9 protein-coding genes and 1 pseudogene are annotated in these 17,222 nt (G+C 64.6%); 3 read left to right on the forward strand and 7 right to left on the reverse strand.

The window, feature by feature from the left end; all coding sequences use genetic code 11:
* Positions 1 to 2: 2 nt before the first annotated feature.
* From ACVWYP_RS07735 to ACVWYP_RS07760, 6 genes and pseudogenes are all read right to left on the reverse strand, one after another.
* Positions 3 to 536, reverse strand: coding sequence for a phage tail protein (locus tag ACVWYP_RS07735; RefSeq protein WP_028344248.1), 534 nt, complete (start codon positions 534 to 536; stop codon positions 3 to 5).
* 12 nt (positions 537 to 548) lie between these two features.
* Entirely contained in the window at positions 549 to 1,004 is a 456-nt protein-coding gene (locus ACVWYP_RS07740) for a phage tail protein (protein ID WP_456684014.1), read from the reverse strand.
* A gap of 10 nt (positions 1,005 to 1,014) precedes the next feature.
* Positions 1,015 to 1,074, reverse strand: a pseudogene (locus ACVWYP_RS07745) (phage tail protein); the annotation flags it as partial.
* A gap of 12 nt (positions 1,075 to 1,086) precedes the next feature.
* Positions 1,087 to 1,587: a phage tail protein gene (locus ACVWYP_RS07750; RefSeq protein WP_028344246.1), complete on the reverse strand. Its 501-nt coding sequence runs from the start codon at positions 1,585 to 1,587 to the stop codon at positions 1,087 to 1,089.
* 319 nt (positions 1,588 to 1,906) lie between these two features.
* Positions 1,907 to 7,888: a cadherin domain-containing protein gene (locus ACVWYP_RS07755; RefSeq protein WP_456684302.1), complete on the reverse strand. Its 5,982-nt coding sequence runs from the start codon at positions 7,886 to 7,888 to the stop codon at positions 1,907 to 1,909.
* Positions 7,821 to 9,893 (reverse strand): cadherin repeat domain-containing protein, encoded by a 2,073-nt coding sequence (locus ACVWYP_RS07760; RefSeq protein ID WP_456684015.1) that lies wholly within the window; start codon positions 9,891 to 9,893, stop codon positions 7,821 to 7,823. The genes ACVWYP_RS07755 and ACVWYP_RS07760 overlap by 68 nt, the downstream gene beginning before the upstream one ends.
* Before the next feature lie 864 nt (positions 9,894 to 10,757).
* Here ACVWYP_RS07760 and ACVWYP_RS07765 point away from each other — a divergent pair.
* The 3 genes from ACVWYP_RS07765 to ACVWYP_RS07775 all read left to right on the forward strand — a co-directional run bounded on the left by ACVWYP_RS07765 (position 10,758) and on the right by ACVWYP_RS07775 (position 16,578).
* Positions 10,758 to 11,942, forward strand: a complete 1,185-nt coding sequence (locus tag ACVWYP_RS07765; RefSeq protein WP_375764675.1) for an efflux RND transporter periplasmic adaptor subunit — start codon at positions 10,758 to 10,760, stop codon at positions 11,940 to 11,942.
* Positions 11,939 to 15,112 (forward strand): efflux RND transporter permease subunit, encoded by a 3,174-nt coding sequence (locus ACVWYP_RS07770; protein WP_028344243.1) that lies wholly within the window; start codon positions 11,939 to 11,941, stop codon positions 15,110 to 15,112. Before ACVWYP_RS07765 ends, ACVWYP_RS07770 begins: the two co-directional genes overlap by 4 nt.
* 275 nt (positions 15,113 to 15,387) lie before the next feature.
* The gene (locus tag ACVWYP_RS07775; RefSeq protein WP_028344242.1) at positions 15,388 to 16,578 is read left to right on the forward strand and encodes an ABC transporter substrate-binding protein; all 1,191 of its coding nucleotides are present in this window, start codon (positions 15,388 to 15,390) and stop codon (positions 16,576 to 16,578) included.
* Between the two features lie 166 nt (positions 16,579 to 16,744).
* Here the strand turns inward: ACVWYP_RS07775 and ACVWYP_RS07780 are convergent, their stop codons facing one another.
* Positions 16,745 to 17,137 (reverse strand): MAPEG family protein, encoded by a 393-nt coding sequence (locus ACVWYP_RS07780; RefSeq protein WP_028343548.1) that lies wholly within the window; start codon positions 17,135 to 17,137, stop codon positions 16,745 to 16,747.
* Between the last annotated feature and the right edge of the window lie 85 nt (positions 17,138 to 17,222).

Below are 17,222 nucleotides of genomic sequence, written 5' to 3' on the forward strand. Positions count from 1 at the left end.
CCTCAGCCGCGCGCCGGGAAGGCGCCCTGCAGCGCGATGCAGAAGTTCAGCGTGAGGTAAGGCTGCATGTTGTTGTGCTGCTGGTTGCCGCCCGTCATGCCGATCATGGTGGCGTTCATCTGCGTCAGTGTTGGCGTTGCGCTACCGGGCACATAGGCGAAGGCATTGGCCGATTTGCCCAGGATGCGGGTCGGGCTGGGGACCTGAACGTCAGCGACGTCCTGCGTGCCGACGTTCACAGGGTGGTTGTGAAGCGGTATCTGGTTTTGCAGCAGCGTCACATTGGGAGAGCCGGTGGTCTCTCCGAGGTCATACAGCGACAGCCCGGGGCCCTGTCCGGGCGCCGCCGGTGCGTTGCCCTGCATGTTGGGAAGCGCGAAGTTCGACGTGCCGTTGCCGCCATAGGTGACGCCGAGTAGTGAGAACAACGCCGTATTCTGCGAGATCGGCAGGATCTGACCGCCGCAGAAGGCCCAGCCCTTGGGAGCGAAGTTGAATGGAAAGATGCGGATCTCGGCGAGAAACTGATCGGACATGTCGTCGCGCTCCTAGCCCTGGCTCGGAAAAATGCCGTACAGCGAAATGATGAAGCTGACGCAAAGCAGCGGCTGCAAATTGCTGTGCGGCTGGTTCCCGCCGGTATTCGTCAGCATTCCGCTCGCCATCGGGCCATCGGGCGGCTGGCCGTCGATATACATGGCGATCGTACCGGTCGTCTGATCGAGAATATTTCCCTGCGGGTTCGACGCGGTGCCGGTCTGCTTCGCGGCGATGAAGGCGTGTGAATGCTGCGGGATCGTCTGCGTCGTGAGTGTTACGTTTTCGACGCCGCCAGTCTGTCCCATGACATAGGTCGTGCCGCTGCTGGCGGTGCCCGTGTGGATTGGCACACGGCCGCGCAGATCGGGGACCGCGAAGGTAGATTGGCCGTCGCCGCCATAGGTGGTGCCGATCAGATTGAACAGCGCGTCGTACTGGGGAGATCGCCAACAGGCTGCCGTCACAGAAATTCCATCCGACCGGGGCAAAGTTGCCGCCGAACATACGGATTTCGCCTACAAAAGCTTCTGACATCGGCGCTTCTCGTCAATTCTGCGAGGGGAAAATGCCCTGGAGGGCAATGCTGAAATTGATCGTCAGGAACGGTTGCATGTTCTGATGGGCCTGGCTGCCGCCGGCATTGCCCACGGTCAAGGGATTGAGCGGGGTGATGTCGGTCGTCGACGTGCTGTAGCCGTTGTTGAAGGCACCGAGATAGGCACCCGAATCGAGCGGCTGGCTACCGTTGCTGTTGGTGGCGTTGGCCAAATGATTGTGCTGCGCCATCTCGTTGATCGTGAGCGTGTGACTCTCCTCGCCGCCGCGTTGGCCGAGCGCATAGCCAGCGCCCGTACTGATCGGCACCCGGCCCCGAAGGTCGGGCAGGCCAAAAGTGACGCGCCCATCCCCGCCATAGGTCGTGCCCAGCAACGAGAACAGCGCCTGATTCTGAGCGATGGGAAGCAGCTGGCCGTTGCAGAATGCCCAGCCCTTGGGCGCAAAGCCGAACGACATCATGCGGACTTCGGAAAGATACGGATCAGCCATAGGTCCTCCGCGAATACGTCGTACGATTTGTAAAAAATTCGAGACAATGATGCTGCGTATGCAACGTCTGCACGATAGCGTGTTTTACGGCCAGTGCAACCTCAACGATTGTCGGACTTCTGCGTTTTTTTTCGATTCCGCGGCCGCGTGAGTCATTCGCGGCTCGCGACGAGACGGTATCGCCGCTGGCGGCACCGTTGTCACGAATCGGACATGTCCACGCGGACATCATGAGGCGATTGAAATTTACTGGTATCCGTCAGCGGCAACGCCTGCCGAAACGGTTCGGCAGGCGCTGTGCGGTCGATACGGCGTCCGATCAGACGATCAGGTCATGGTGCGGCTGGGCGTGATTGTCGGCCGGCGTGCCACCCATGGCCGCGAACACCGTCTCGTGGCCGACCCACCAGGGGGGGCCGGCATTGGCGTGCCCGCTGAACAGATCGGAAAAGGCCTGGGTGTTCGCGGCCAGGTCCGCATGGCCGGTGTTGGCCTGCGAGGGCGTCTGGGTGAACGACGAGAAGTCGAAGCCGTCGCGGTTGAGGTTTGCGGATGTGTCGCTCTGCATGGGCATCGCCTTCGCCGATCCCACGTTGGCTTGCGTGACATCCGCCGCAGTTGGCAGCCGCCGCTCGCCATCGGCGAGACTGATATACATCAAGTCGTTGACATCCGATGACGACGTCAGGTCGGGGAGGCCGAGCACGTGTCCCAATTCATGGACCACGGCGGTCAATAGATCGAGATGACCTGCTGCGGCTGTCGACGGATCGGTCTGCAGATCGGAGCCGGAAGCGTTGAGCGCGTGGGTGAACTCAAAATTGTCCAACGGTGTCGAATCGACGAACCAGCCATGGCCGGCGGCATCGGTATCGATCGTGATGTGGCCGGCGCTTTCCAGGCCGACGACCTGGCCGGCGAGATCAGCGACGCTGAAGGTCACGGCACGCAGCGCGGCGAGTTGATCCGCGTCTGCGCCAGCCTTTGCCCATTGGGTAATGGCCGCTGAGACGACCGAGTCGAGCTCGCTCTGTGTCAGGTGGGTTTCGCCCGGGGTCGCGACGGCGGCCTGCACGCCGCCGTCCGCGGCGAGCAGCGGCGATGAGCCGAACCCGTGTGTGCTGCCCGCCGTGACGCTGAATGTCGGCGCCGTGGTGACCGTATTGTGCGCCAGGACGTAACTCGAAATCGCGGCGGTATCGGTCGCGCCGCCGCCATAGGACGAACCATCGCCCGCGTGCAGGCCGACGGTGGTGTCGAACCGATCGCGCAGCCGGATATCGGTGCCGCCATTCGCGCCCGAACCGAGGAACTGATTTTCCTGGGCGCCGGTGCCGCCCAGCGTCAGCGAGACGCTCTGCGCATCGCCTGCGACCGTGCCGGCGTTGAGCTCAAATCCATGATTGCCGAACGTGCCGGGGTTGGACACCGTGTTGCCCATGACGATCGCGGTCAATAGGGCGTTGCCGCCGTTCGCAGCGTCACCGGTCTGCAGTTCGATGCCGTCGTTGTTGTACTGATACAGATGGTTGTTGGTGATCGTGACGCTGGAATTGGCCCCGCCCATCGTGACGAAGCCGATGTCGCTGCCCTGGGCGGAGCCGCTGTTCGCGACGCCGGCGACGCCGATCGTGTTGGAATCGATCGTGCCGTTGAACGAGCTTGCTCCCGATCCCGTGCTGATGGCGAGCGCGGTGCCGAGGGCATCACGCATGGTATTGTTGGCGATATTGAAGGTCAGGTTGGCGTGGTCGCCGGTCCCGCCGGAGCTGATGGTGATGCCGCCGCCGCCCGAGACGATGTTCTGGTTGTTGTTCGAGAAGCTGTTTCCGTTCAGCACGAGGTCCGAGCTGACGCCGCCGTGCAGATCGAGCTGGAACAGGTCGCCGCGCGCCGACGTGAATGTCGAATTCTGAACGGTCGCGTTGAATGTTCCGTCGGTGGCCTGGAACACCAGGGCGTCGCCCGAGCTGTTTCCGGCCGCCGAATTGGTCGCAAAGGTCGAGCCGGTGATGGTGATGCGGTTGAGTGTCTGACCGCTGTTATTGAAGACGTGAAACGCATCGAGCGCCGCGCCCGTGAAGGTCGAATTCGTCACCGACGCCGTGCCGGACAGGCCGGTGAAGTAGACGTCGCCCTCGCCGATTCCGCCGACGCTGGTGCCGTTCGTACCGGTCACCGTGGTGTTGCCGAGGGTAAAGCCGGTGACGTTGGTGCCGACGATGCCGTAGTTCTGGAAGTCGTGCATCGCCAGATAAGAGAGCTGAACGTCCTTGGTGTTGTTCAGATAGACGCCGCTGCCCTGCGCGGTGCTGCCGTCGGCGCCGGTCTTGTTGGCGATGGTGCCGCCGCTGCCGGCCGTCGAACCGTCGCCGGTGATGTGCAGGCCGCCGTTGCCGGCGGCCGTGCCGGTATTCGACAGGATGATGCCGTTGTTGGACCCTCCGCTCGAGGTGATGCTCTTGAGGATGAGGTTGGACGAGCCGATCTGGGTGTTCTCGACATCGAGCGCGGTGCCGGTGCCTGACGTGATGGAGTTGTTGGTGCCGGTCAGCGTGATGGTGCCGCCATGCGTGAAGCTCATGCCCGCGCCGCTGGCGGTCTTGATCGTGAGGTCGGACATCGTGACGGTGCCGACATTGTTGCCGTCGTCACTGATGCCCATGCCGGTCGAGGCCGAGGTATCGATGCTGACGCCGCTGATGCTGTGGCCGGACGTGCCGAGCAAGTCGATGCCGTTGTCGGCGCCGGTCACCTTGATGACCGGATCGGTCCCGGTCGCGGTGTTCGCGGTCACCAGGGCGCCGGTCACCGGATTGGTGAACGTCAGGGAGTGACTGCCGCCGACCAGGTTGACGCCATTGGCGAGGTTGATGCCGTTGGCCTCGGTATAAGTGCCGGACCTCAGCACGACATAGTCGCCCGAGCCCGCCGGATTCGCCGCGTTGTAGGCGGCGATCGAGGTGTATGGATCGGCCGCGGTGCCGAGATTGGCGCTGTTGGCCAGCGCCGTGGGCGAGTTGTCGATATAGAACACCTGCGGGACGACGCCGACATGGAAGGTCTGGGCGCCCGATGTGAGCGGCCCGCCGGTGCCGGTGTTGCCGTTGTCGTTGATGTTCAGCGTGACGGTATCCGAGCCGGTGAAGCCGTCGTCGCTGTTGTAGGTCAGCGTCGCCAGCGCGGTGTTGACCTGCGCGACGGTGCCGGTCAGCGTCACCGTGTGGCTGCTGTTGTTGGTGAAGCTGGCGAGCCCGGCGGTATTGAAGGTCAGGTTCGCATGGCTTGAGGCAATCGTCGCCGTGACGTTGCCGCTCGCGGCATCGATGTCGGCGACCGAGAGCCCTGAAATCGCGAAATTGGTGTGCGAGAACGCTGTTCCGATCGAATTGTCCGCCGGCACCGACGCGGTGGGTCCGTCGTCCACGGCGGTGACGCTTCCTGTCGTCGATCCCGTCCCGGTGTTGCTGCCGCCATTCGCGGTACCGCCGTCATCGTGCACGGTCAGGCTGTAGGACCGCGCGGTGGTGTCGGGGTTTTCGCTGGTGTTGTTGAACTGGATCAGGTCCAGCGCCGCATTGTAGTGCGCGAGCGTGTCGGTACCGGTGAAACTGATCGTCTCGGTGCCCGCGGTGCTGGTGATCTCGAAATGGATGCCGCCGATATCGCCGCTGTTGCCGGCGTGGCCGGCGATCGACAGCGCATCCGACGGCTTCAGATTGTTCAGCACGAAGGTCGCATCGGTCAGATTGTTGCCTTCGGCGTCCGTGATCGTCAGGTTCGGCGTGATCGTGACCGGCGTCGAGTTCGCTGCCGGCGTGCCGTTCGGCGGCTCGGAGAAGCCGGTGATGGCACCGAAGCTCACGACCGGCGCATCGTTGACCGGGGTGACATGGATGGTCGAGGTCGAGGTGTTGCTGCTGTCGGTGCCGTCGGTGACCGTAAAGCTGACCGTGCGATCCGCCCCGGACGGGTTGTCGCTCGAGTTGAAATAGGTGATGGAATCGAGCGCGGCCTTGTAGTTGGCGACGCTGGAGGAGCCGGTCAGCGTCAGCACGCCGGTCGCGGAATTGTACGAGCCGGTGATACCGTTCTGGTTGACGAAGCCCAGCACGTCCTGGCCGGCGGCGAAGCCACCGGTGATCTGCACCGTCGCGCCGGTCAGATTGGCGCTGTCGACGTCGGTCACGTTGACCGACGCATCGATCACGGTCGCGGCTTGGTTTTCGGTGTAGTTCAGCGTGCCGCCGGCGGTCGTGACCGGCGGATCGTTGACCGGCGTGACGTTGATGGTGCCGGTGACCGGCGTGGAGGTCGCTGTGCCGTCGTTTGCGATGATGGTGACGGTGCGCGCCAGGCCCGACGGGTTGTCGCCGGTGTTCTGATAGGTCACCGAGGCGAGCGCGGCCTGATAATCGGCGACGCTGGCGGTGCCCGTCAGCGTCAGCATGCCGGTTCCCGCATTGAACGAGCCGGTGATGCCGTTCTGGGACGTAAAGGCGAGGACGTCCTGACCGTTCGCGTAGTTGCCGGTGATCTGCACCGTCGCGCCGGTCAGCGTAGTGTTGTCGACGTCGGACACGATGATCGCCGGGTCGAACGCGGTCGCGGCCTGGTTCTCGGTGTAGTTCAGCGTATGACCAGCAGTGACGACCGGCGGGTCGTTGACCGGGGTGACGTTGATGGTGTCGGTGACGGGTGAGCTGTCGAGCGTGCCGTCATTGGTCGTGATGGTGACGGTGCGCGCCAGCCCGGACGGATTGTCGCTGGTGTTGATATAAGTCACCGACGCCAGCGCGGTTTGGTAGTTCGCGACGCTGGAGGAGCCGGTCAGCGTCAGCGTTCCGGTCGCGGCATTGAACGAGCCGGTGATGCCGTTCTGGTTGGTGAAGCCGAGGACATCCTGGCCGTTGGTGTAGTTGCCGGTGATCTGCACCGTCGCGGACACCAGATTGGCGTCGTCGCCGTCGGTGACGGTGATCGCCGAATCGATCACGGTCGCAGCCTGGTTCTCGGTGTAGTTCAGCGTGTGGCCTGCGGTGACGACCGGCGCCTGGTCGACCACGACGGCGATGGTGAAGGTCTGCTGGCTGTGCAGCGTGCCGTCGCTCGCATCGACCGTGACGTCATAGGACGGGTCGGCAATGTTGATCTTGCTGGGATCGGCGACCGTGATCTTGCCGGTGGTCGCATTGATGGTGAAGCCGCCGCCGGAGGTGTCGCCGACCAGCGAATAGGTCACGGCGGGGCCGTTGACGTCGGTCGAGGATGCCGTGACGCCGGTTCCCGCGCCGATCGGCGCGTTGACCGCAACGCGGTTGGCGCCGGCGTCGGCATCGACCGGGGTCGACGGCGCGACGTCGGTGACGGCGATGGTGAAGGTCTGCGAGCTCGTGAGCAAACCGTCGCTGGCCTGCGCGGTGACGGTGTAGGCGTGCCCGGCCGGGCCTTCGTAGTCGATCTTGGAGCTGTCCGCGACGGTGATGACGCCCGTCGTCGCATTGATGGTGAAGCCGCCGCCGGAGGTATCGCCGATCAGCGACCAGGTCACGGCGGGGCCGTTGACGTCGGTTGCCGACGCGGTGATGCCGACGGTCGAGCCGTTGGCAGCGCCTTCTGCGATCGTGTTGGTGCCGGCGTCGGCATCGACCGGGGTCGACGGTGCGGCGTCGTTGACGGCGATGGTGAAGCTCTGCGAGCTCGCCAGCGTGCCGTCGCTGGCCTGCGCGGTCACCGTGTAGGAATGGGTTGGGCCGCTGCTCTCATAATCGATCTTGGTCGGGTCGGCGACGGTGATGACGCCGGTCGTCGGGTCGATGGTGAAGCCGCCGCCGGAGGTGTCGCCGATCAACGACCAGGTCACGGCCGGGCCGTTGACGTCGGTCGCATGCGCGGTGATGCCGACCGCAGTGCCGGCGGCCGCGCCTTCGACAACGCTGTTGGCGGCGGCATCGCCGTCGACCGGGGTCGATGGCGCAACATCCGCGATGTTGATGGTGAAGGTCTGCGAACTCGCCAGCGTGCCGTCGCTGGCTTGCGCGGTGACGGTGTAGCTGCCGCCCGAGCTTTCGAAATCGAGCTTGCTCGAATCGGCGACCGTGACGACGCCGGTTGCGGCATTGATGGTGAAGCCGCCGCCGGAGCTGTCGCCGATCAGCGAATAGGTCACGGCCGGACCGTTGATGTCGGTCGCCGACGCGGTGATGCCGACGGTCGAGCCGTTGGCTGCGCCTTCAAGGACGGTGTTGGCGCCGGCATCTGAGTCGACCGGGGTCGACGGCGCGACGTCGGTGACGGCGATCGTAAAGGTTTGCGAACTCGCCGTCGTGCCGTCGCTGGCCTGCGCGGTGACGGTGTAGGCGTGGCCGGGCGCGCTTTCGTAATCGAGCTTGGGTGCTATCCGCGACGGTGATGACGCCGGTTGTCGCGTCGATGGTGAAGCCGCCGCCGGAGGTGTCGCCGATCAGCGCATAGGTCACCGGCGGGCCATTGACGTCGATCGACGACGCCGTGACACCGACGGTCGAGCCGTTGGCCGCGCCTTCGGCGATCGCATTGGCGCCGGCGTCGCTGTCGACCGGGGTCGACGGCGGGGCTTCGGTGACGGCGATGGTGAAGGTCTGCGAGGTCGCAAGGGTGCCGTCGCTGGCCTGCGCGGTGACGGTATAGGCGTGGCCGGGCGCGCTTTCGTAATCGAGCTTGCTCGGGTCCGCGACGGTGATGACGCCCGTCGTCGCGTTGATGGTGAAGCCGCCGCCGGAGGTGTCGCCGGTCAGCGAATAGGTCACCCCCGGGCCGTTGATGTCGGTCGAGGATACGGTGACGCCGACCGTGGTGCCGGCGGCCGCGCCTTCGACAACCGTATTGGCGGCAGCATTGTTGTCGACCGGGGTCGACGGCGCAACGTCGGTGACGTTGACGGTGAAGGTCTGCGTGCTGGTCTGCGTGCCGTCGCTGGCCTGTGCGGTGATGGTGTAGGCGTGGCCGGGCGCGGTTTCGAAATCGATCTGGGTGGGATCGGCGACGGTGATGACGCCGGTCGCGGCGTTGATGGTGAGGCCGTGGGCATTGCCGACCAGCGAATAGGTCACGGTGCCGCCATTGATGTCGGTGGCGTGCGCGGTGATGCCGACGGCGGTGCCGATGGCGGCGCCTTCGACCACGGAGTTGGCCGCGGCGTCAGAGTCGGCGGGCGCCGACGGTGCAGCGTCGGTCACGCCGATCGTGAAGGTCTGCGTCGTCGAGCTCGCGCCGCTCGTGGCCTGGACGGTGATGGTGTAGGCGTGGCCGGGCGCGCTTTCGTAATCGAGCTTGTTCGGATCGGCGACGGTGACGACGCCCGTCGTGGCATTGATGGCGAAGCCGCCGCCGGAGGTGTCGCCGGTCAGTGAATAGGTGGTTGCGGGGCCGTTCGGATCGACCGCGGAGGCGGTGATGCCGACCAGCGTGTTGACGGCGGCGCCTTCGACGACGCTGTTGGCGGCGGCGTTGACGTCGACCGGGGTGCTGATCGCGACGTCGTTGACGTTGATCGTGAAGCTCTGCGAGCTGACGCCGCCATGGCCGTCGCTGGCTTGGACCGTGATGGTGTAGGCGTGGCCCGGCGCGGTCTCGAAGTCGATCTTGGCCGAATTGGCGACGGTGACGATGCCGGTGGTGGGATCGATCTTGAAGCCGCCATTGGAGGAATCCGATGTCAGCGAGTAGGTGACGCCGGGGCCGTTGACGTCGGCCGACGACGCGGTAATGCCGACCGAGGTGTTGACCGCGGCGCCCTCGTTGACGGCGTTGGCGGTGGCGTTGCCGTCAGTCGGTGTCGAGGGCGGGGCATTGCTGACCGCGATCGTGAAGCTCTGCGACGAGACGAAGATACCGTCGGTCGCCTGCACATTGACGACGTAGCTGCCGCCAGAGCTCTCGAAATCGACCTTGGAGGGATCGGCAATCGACACCACGCCGGTATGCGGATCGACCTTGAAGCCGCCATGCGAGGAATCGGACACCAGCGAATAGGTGACCGGAAGACCAATCAGGCTGGTGGATTGCGCGGTGATGCCGACCGATGTATTGGCTGCGGCGCCCTCAACGACCGTGTTGGCGCCGGAATTGGCGTCGGTCGGAGGCGACAGGAAGCCGGGCACCGGCGGATACGGCGTGCCGGGAGGGCAGCCCAGGTAAAGATATTGCAGACCATATGTATTGACGAACGCCTGCGCGGCCGGATCCAGAATGATATTGCCGCTCGGATCGAGATGAAGTTCGGGGCGGGTTAAACCACCGATTGTATAGGCAGGTATGGTCGACATGAGCACTCCTGCGATCGGCGTGAAAGCCGATCAATAACTACATTTGTTGGGGACGATGACGTGTGAAGCATTTCACACGTTGAGGTTGACCACCCGCGACCCGAGATCGCACCGGTCCGCTCGCAATATGCGGACACCGCGACGGTTGCGGAGTCCCGACATCAGCAAGATCAAATGCGCTTGCCATTACGTAATCGCTTCCACTCACTCACGCCGCGAGAAAAGCCCAATGAATGTTCGAGAAAAGCGCGGCGGCCAAGAAAATTTACCGGTTGGCAACCACGACCGTATTGTCGATGTTTCCGAGTGTCAATGTGTGTCCACGTGACACCGCGTCGTTAACCACGATTCGGCCATGCAGCGGGAGGTAGAATATGGGGATTCGACCATTTTTAATCTTGTGCGACCCCCGGTGGTTTCTGCGCCGCAGACCGAATTGGCGTTGTGTGACGGATATGTGTCGGTGATTCGCCTTGTGATTGATTCTCGGCGAGTCGTCTGTGATCTCTCCTCACCCGAAAGGCCAGTGAATCTGTCCCTTCCCGTCGTCACGGCTTCGCGATCACGTCGTAAGGCTTTCAGATTGCGCAACTATTTGCTTGATCCGGCGGCCATCTTGAACAGACTGGGGAGCGGCTACATCTGTGACGTCCGCTGCCGCGACATTGCGGTGGTCCATCCGCGTTGAATCACCGCAAGTCCAATTGCGACTTTGGTAGCCCTGCACTGATCCTGGGGGAGAGGGAATTGAGTTCGATTGACAGAACGGGACGTGTGGCTCCGGTGACCGGCGTCGAGCGTCATTCGCTTCGCCGCCATGCCTCGCGCGGCCCGTCGCTCAGGCCTTGGCTCGGTCTTGCGCCGATCGGGCTGCTGGCCGGGCTGGCGCTCGGCGGCTGCGACAACAAGAGCGCGCAATCGCAGGCCGCGCCTCCGCCGCCGCCCGTGACCGTCGCGCAGCCGGTCAAGCGCACCGTCACCGACTGGGACGAGTTCACCGGCCGCTTCGAGGCGATCGAAGAGGTCCAGGTCCGCGCCCGTGTCGGCGGCTTCGTCAACAGCGTCGAGTTCAAGGATGGTGCGATCGTCCATGCCGGCGATCTGCTCTACATCATCGATCCGCGGCCGTTCGAGGCGGTCGTGCTGCAGGCCGAAGGCCAGCTCGCCGACGCGCGGGCCAAGGGGGAGCTTGCCAAGCGTGATCTCGAGCGCGGGCTGAACCTGGTGCAGACCAGCGCGGTCTCCGAGCAGGTCGTCGATCAGCGCCGCCAGGCGTTGCAGGCGGCGCGCGCTGCCGAGACCCAGGCCGAAGGCACGCTGAAGGCCGCGCAGCTCAACGTCGAATTCACCCATGTGCTGGCGCCGATCACGGGCCGCGTCAGCCGGCATCTGGTGACCCCGGGCAATCTGGTGCAGGGCAGCGAGGGCGGCGCGACGCTGCTCACCTCGATCGTGTCGCTCGATCCGATCTACATCTATTTCGACGTCGACGAGGCGACCTATCAGCGCAACAGCAAGCTGTGGTTCGAAGGCAGGCGGCCGAGCTCGCGCGACACGGCGAACCCGGTGCAGATCGCGTTGACCGGCGAAACCAAGCCCTCGCATGAGGGCAAGATGGACTTCCTCGACAACCGGCTCGACGTCTCGACCGCGACGCTGCGCAGCCGCGCGGTCGTTCCGAACAAGGATCTGTCGGTCCTGCCCGGCCAGTTCGGTCGCGTCCGCATCATCGGCTCGTCGCCCTATGAGGCGCTGTTGATCCCGGACAGCGCGGTTGCCACCGACCAGTCGCGCAAGATCGTGTTCGTGGTCAAGGACGACAACACGGTGGAAGCAAGAGCAGTCACGCTCGGGCCGCTCGACGATGGCCTGCGCGTTGTTCGCGAAGGCCTCAAGGCGGAGGATCACGTGATCGTCGACGGCCTGCAGCGCGCCCGCGTCGGCGCCAAGGTGACGCCGAAAATGGCGCAGGCTCCGGCGGATTCCAAGCCCGCCGCAGGCGACAAGCCCGCCGCCGCTGACAAGCCCGCCGCAGGTGCCAAACCATGAATCTCGGCAGGCTCTCCATCAACCAGCCCATCCTCGCGATGGTGCTGTCGATCGTGCTGCTGATCGTCGGGGCGATCGCCTATCCGACGCTGCCGGTCTCGGAATATCCGCAAGTGGTGCCGCCGACCGTCGTCGTCACCACGCAATATCCGGGCGCCTCGGCGCAGACCGTGTCCGACACTGTCGCCGCTCCGATCGAGCAGGAGATCAACGGCGTCGAGGACATGCTGTATCTCTACAGCCAGGCGACGTCGAACGGCCAGCTCACCATCACCGCGACCTTCAAGCTCGGCACCGACCTCGACAAGGCCCAGGTGCTGGTGCAGAACCGCGTCGCGATCGCGCAGCCGCGGCTGCCCGAAGAGGTGCAGCGCAACGGCGTGACCACGCGCAAGAACTCGCCCGACATCCTGATGGTCGTGTTCATGCTGTCGCCCGACGACACGTTCGACCAGCTCTACATCTCCAACTACGCGCTGCTGCAGGTCCGCGACCAGCTGTTGCGGCTCGATGGCGTCGGCGACATCCAGATGTTCGGCGCGCGCGATTACTCGATGCGGCTGTGGCTCGATCCCGACCGGATCGCCAATCTCGGTCTGACATCGACCGAGGTGCTGGCGGCGATCCGGGCGCAGAACCTGCAGATCGCCGGCGGACAGATCGCCGAGCCGCCGATCGCCGATCGCGCCTTCCAGCCGAACCTCGTCTTCACCGGCCGCCTCAAGGACATCAGGCAGTTCGAGGATATCGTGGTGAAGGCCGGCTCCGACGGCCGCACGGTACGTCTGCGCGACGTCGCCCGCGTCGAGCTCGGCGCGCTGTCCTACGCCACCAACAGCTTCCTGCTGCGCAAATCCGCCGTCGCGCTGCTGGTGACGCAACGGCCCGGATCGAACGCGCTCGCCACCGCCAAGAGCATCTCCGACACGATGGAGCGGATGAAGGCGAGTTTCCCGAAGGGGCTCGACTACAATATCGGCTACAACCCGACCGAATTCATCGCCCAATCGGTCCACGAGCTGATCAAGACGATCTACGAGGCGATGGCGCTCGTCGTCATCGTGGTGCTGGTGTTCCTGCAGGGATGGCGGCCTGCGATCATCCCGATCATCGCGATCCCGGTGTCGCTGGTCGGCACCTTCGCGGTGATGGCCGCGCTCGGCTTCTCGATCAACAATCTGACGCTGTTCGGTCTGGTGCTGGCGGTCGGCATCGTGGTCGACGACGCCATCGTGGTGGTCGAGAATGTCGAGCGACATCTCGAGCACGGCATGAGCAGGCGCGACGCTGCGCTCAAGACCATGGAGGAGGTCGGCGGCGCGCTGGTCTCGATCGCGCTCGTGCTGTGCGCGGTGTTCGTGCCGACCGCCTTCCTCGGCGGCATTTCCGGGCAGTTCTTCCAGCAATTTGCGGTGACGATCGCGGTCGCGACCGCGATCTCCTGCTTCTGCTCGCTGACCCTGTCGCCGGCGCTGGCCTCGCAGATCCTGGTGCCGCATGAGGAGAAACGCCCGCCGGCGCGCTGGAACATCATCGCGCGCGGCTGGGATAGCTTCACCGCGCTGTTCAACCGCGTGTTCGACCGGCTCGCGCACGGCTATGCATCGGTGGCCGACTTCGTGATCCGGCATACGGTGGTGATGCTTGCGCTCTACCTCGTACTGATTGGCAGCGCCGGCTGGCTGCTCGCGACCACCTCGCAGGGCTTCATTCCGGCGCAGGATCGCGGCTATGTCATCATCTCGGCGCAGCTGCCGGGCGCCGCGTCGCTGGCGCGGACCACCGCTGTTGTGCGCGAGATCGAGCGGATCGCGCTGGATACGCCGGGCATCGTTCGCGTCGCGGCTTTCGCCGGCTTCTCCGGTGCGACGCGCACGCAGCAGGGCAACGCCGCGGCGCTGTTCCCGGTATTCGACGAGCCGGAGGCGCGCCTGAAGAAGGGGCTGACGGCGAACGCGATCACGGCCGAATTGCGCAAGCGTCTCTCGGTGATCCAGGGCGCCTTCATCATCGTCATTCCGCCGCCGGCCGTGCCCGGTATCGGCACCGGTGGTGGCTTCACCATCCGTGTCCAGGATCGCCAGGGGCGCGGACCCGAACTGCTGGCCTCCGCGACCGATGAACTGGTGACAGCCGCGCGCAAATCGCCGTCTCTCACGTCGGTGTTCTCTCCGTTCACCGCGAACACGCCGCAGCTGTTCGTCGACATTGATCGCGTCAAGGCGCAGAAGCTTGGGGTGCCGATCGCCAACATTAACGACACGATCCAGACCTATTTTGGTTCGACCTATGTCAACGACTTCAACCTGTTCGGCCGCACCTATCACGTTACCGCGCAAGCCGATCTGCCGTTCCGGAAAGATAGCCCCGATCTCGCAAGGCTGCGCACCCGCAACGTTGCCGGCGACATGGTGATGCTCGGCAGCATCGTGGACTTCAAGGACGTCTCGGGACCCGACCGCGTCGCGCGCTACAATCTATACTCGGCGTCCGAATTGCAGGGTGAGCCGGCACCGGGCGTGAGCTCGACGACGGCGCTCAACACCATCAAGCAGCTCGCCGACCAGACATTGCCGAGCGGCTTTTCCTTCGAGTGGACCGACCTGTCCTACCAGCAGGTCACGGGCGCCAATGCCGGCCTCTACGTGTTCCCGATCTGCGTGCTGTTTGTCTATCTGGTGCTGGCCGCGCAATATGGCAGCTGGACCTTGCCGTTCGCGGTGATCCTGATCGTGCCGATGTGCCTGTTCGCGGCCACGATCGGCGTGCGTCTGATGGGCCAGGACGTCAACATCCTGACCCAGATCGGCTTCGTGGTGCTGGTGGGGCTGGCCGCCAAGAACGCGATCCTGATCGTCGAATTCGCGCGCGACATCGAGCTCGAGGGCCGGTCGCGGCTGGACGCGGTGATCGAAGCCTGCCGGCTCCGGCTGCGGCCGATCCTGATGACCTCGTTCGCCTTCATCCTCGGCGTGCTGCCGCTGGTGGTGTCGACCGGTTCGGGCTCCGAGATGCGGCAGGCGGTCGGTGTTGCCGTGTTCTTCGGCATGCTCGGCGTCACCCTGTTCGGCCTGATCTTCACGCCGATCTTCTACATGGTGGTGCGCAACCTCGCGGAAGGAAAGAACGAGGGCAAGCCGGCGGAGCCCAAGGCGACTGTGGCGGGTTGAGCAGCCTACACTTGTGTCCGTCACCCCCGCGCAAAGGCTTCGCCTTTGTCGCTGGAGGAGCCTGCGAAGCAGGCGTCTCGAAGGGTGCACGGCCACGAGCCGGGCCGTCGACCCTTCGAGACGCGCGTTCCGCGCTCCTCAGGGTGACGGGAAAGCAGCGAGTGCCTTCCGACGCAGCCCATACTTTTGGCTGAGCGGAAAGAGATGGGCAGGCGTGGGGTTATAAAATAATGTCGCGCCGATTTTCCTGATAGAAACTGCTGGGAGAGCATAGAATGAAGTCCGGATTTTTGGCCGCGGTCGCGGCTTGCAGCCTGATGCTTGCGGCGCCGGCGATGGCCCAGGGCGTCAAGATCGGCATCCTGAACGATCAGTCCGGCGTCTATGCCGACTACGGCGGCAAATATTCGCTCGAAGCCGCGCGGATGGCGGTCGAGGATTTCGGCGGCGAGGTGCTGGGACAGAAGATCGAGATCGTCACCGCCGACCATCAGAACAAGCCGGACCTTGCGACCGCGATCGCGCGACGCTGGTACGAGGTCGAGAACGTCGACATGATCACCGAGCTCACGACGTCGTCGGTCGCGCTCGCGGTGCAGGAGCTGTCGAAGGAGAAGAAGAAGATCGACATCGTGGTCGGCGCGGCGACCTCGCGTATCACGGGCGATGCCTGCACGCCCTACAGCTTCCACTGGGCCTATGACACCCGCGCGCTCGCCGTCGGGACCGGCGGCGCGCTGACGGAGGCGGGTGGCGACACCTGGTTCTTCCTGACCGCCGACTACGCCTTCGGCTACGCGCTGGAAAAGGATACCAGCGACATCGTCGTGTCGAAGAAGGGCAAGGTGGTCGGCTCGGTCCGCGTGCCGCTCAATTCGTCGGACTTCTCGTCCTTCCTGCTGCAGGCGCAGAGCTCGAAGGCCAAGATCATCGGGCTCGCCAACGCCGGCCTCGACACCACCAACTCGATCAAGCAGGCGGCCGAGTTCGGCATCGTGCGCGGCGGGCAGAAGCTCGCCGGCCTGTTGATGACGCTGTCGGAGGTGAACGGTCTCGGGCTCGAGGCGGCGCAGGGTCTCGTGCTCACCGAGGGCTTCTACTGGGACCACGACGATGCCTCGCGCGCCTTCAGCGAGCGCTTCTTCAAGCGCACCAGCCGGATGCCGAGCATGATCCATGCCGGCACCTATTCGGCGACGCTGAGCTATTTGAAGGCGGTGAAGGCCGCCGGCACCAAGGACAGCGAGGCGGTCGCCGCCAAGCTGAAGGAGCTGCCGGTCGATGACGCCTTCGCCAAGGGCAAGGTGCTCGCGAACGGCCGAATGGTGCACGACCTCTATCTGTTCGAGGTCAAGAAGCCCTCGGAGTCGAAGAAGCCGTGGGACTATTACAAGCAGATCGCCGTGGTGCCCGGCGACAAGGCCTTCTTCACCGCCAAGGAAAGCGGCTGCCCGCTGACCAAGTGAGGCGTGGCTGGCGAAACAAACATCGGTGTCGTCCCGGCGAAGGCCGGGACCCATAACCACCGATGTCGGTTGTTGTGCGCAGCTGGAGCTCCAGCCTTCGCAAAACACCTGCCTGTGGTAATGGGTCCCGGCCTTCGCCGGGACGACGGCGGAATATGTGGCGGCGTTACGCGTGGACCAGCCGCCACACCGCGCCGCCGATCGCGCCGACCCAAAGGATGACGCAGGCCAGCGCCTGGATGGCGAAACCGGGGCTGCGTTTCGCCACCGCTTCGCGATAGCCGATGAAATAGACGATGCGGCCGATCACCCAGATTGCGCCGACCGCCGCGGCCGTGGCATCGCCGACATAGACCGCGAACAGCCAGAGCGACGGCAGGAAGATCGGCATCCATTCCAGCGTATTCATCTGGATGCGGTAGATGCGCTCGAAATCCGGATTGCCCGTGATCGCCGGCAGCTTGACCCCGTAGACCGCGCGGGCGCGGGCGACCTGCAGCGCGAAGAAGAAGTGCAGCGCGACCGCAAGGCAGGTGACGATGGCGGTGTAGTGGTACATGTCAGGCGTGTCCTCTTTCCATTGACCCCGATGTCATGACGGGACAGCGAAGCCCGGTGTGACATGCGGCCTTGCTTTACCTCTC

This window comes from Bradyrhizobium sp. USDA 3262, assembly GCF_054060035.1.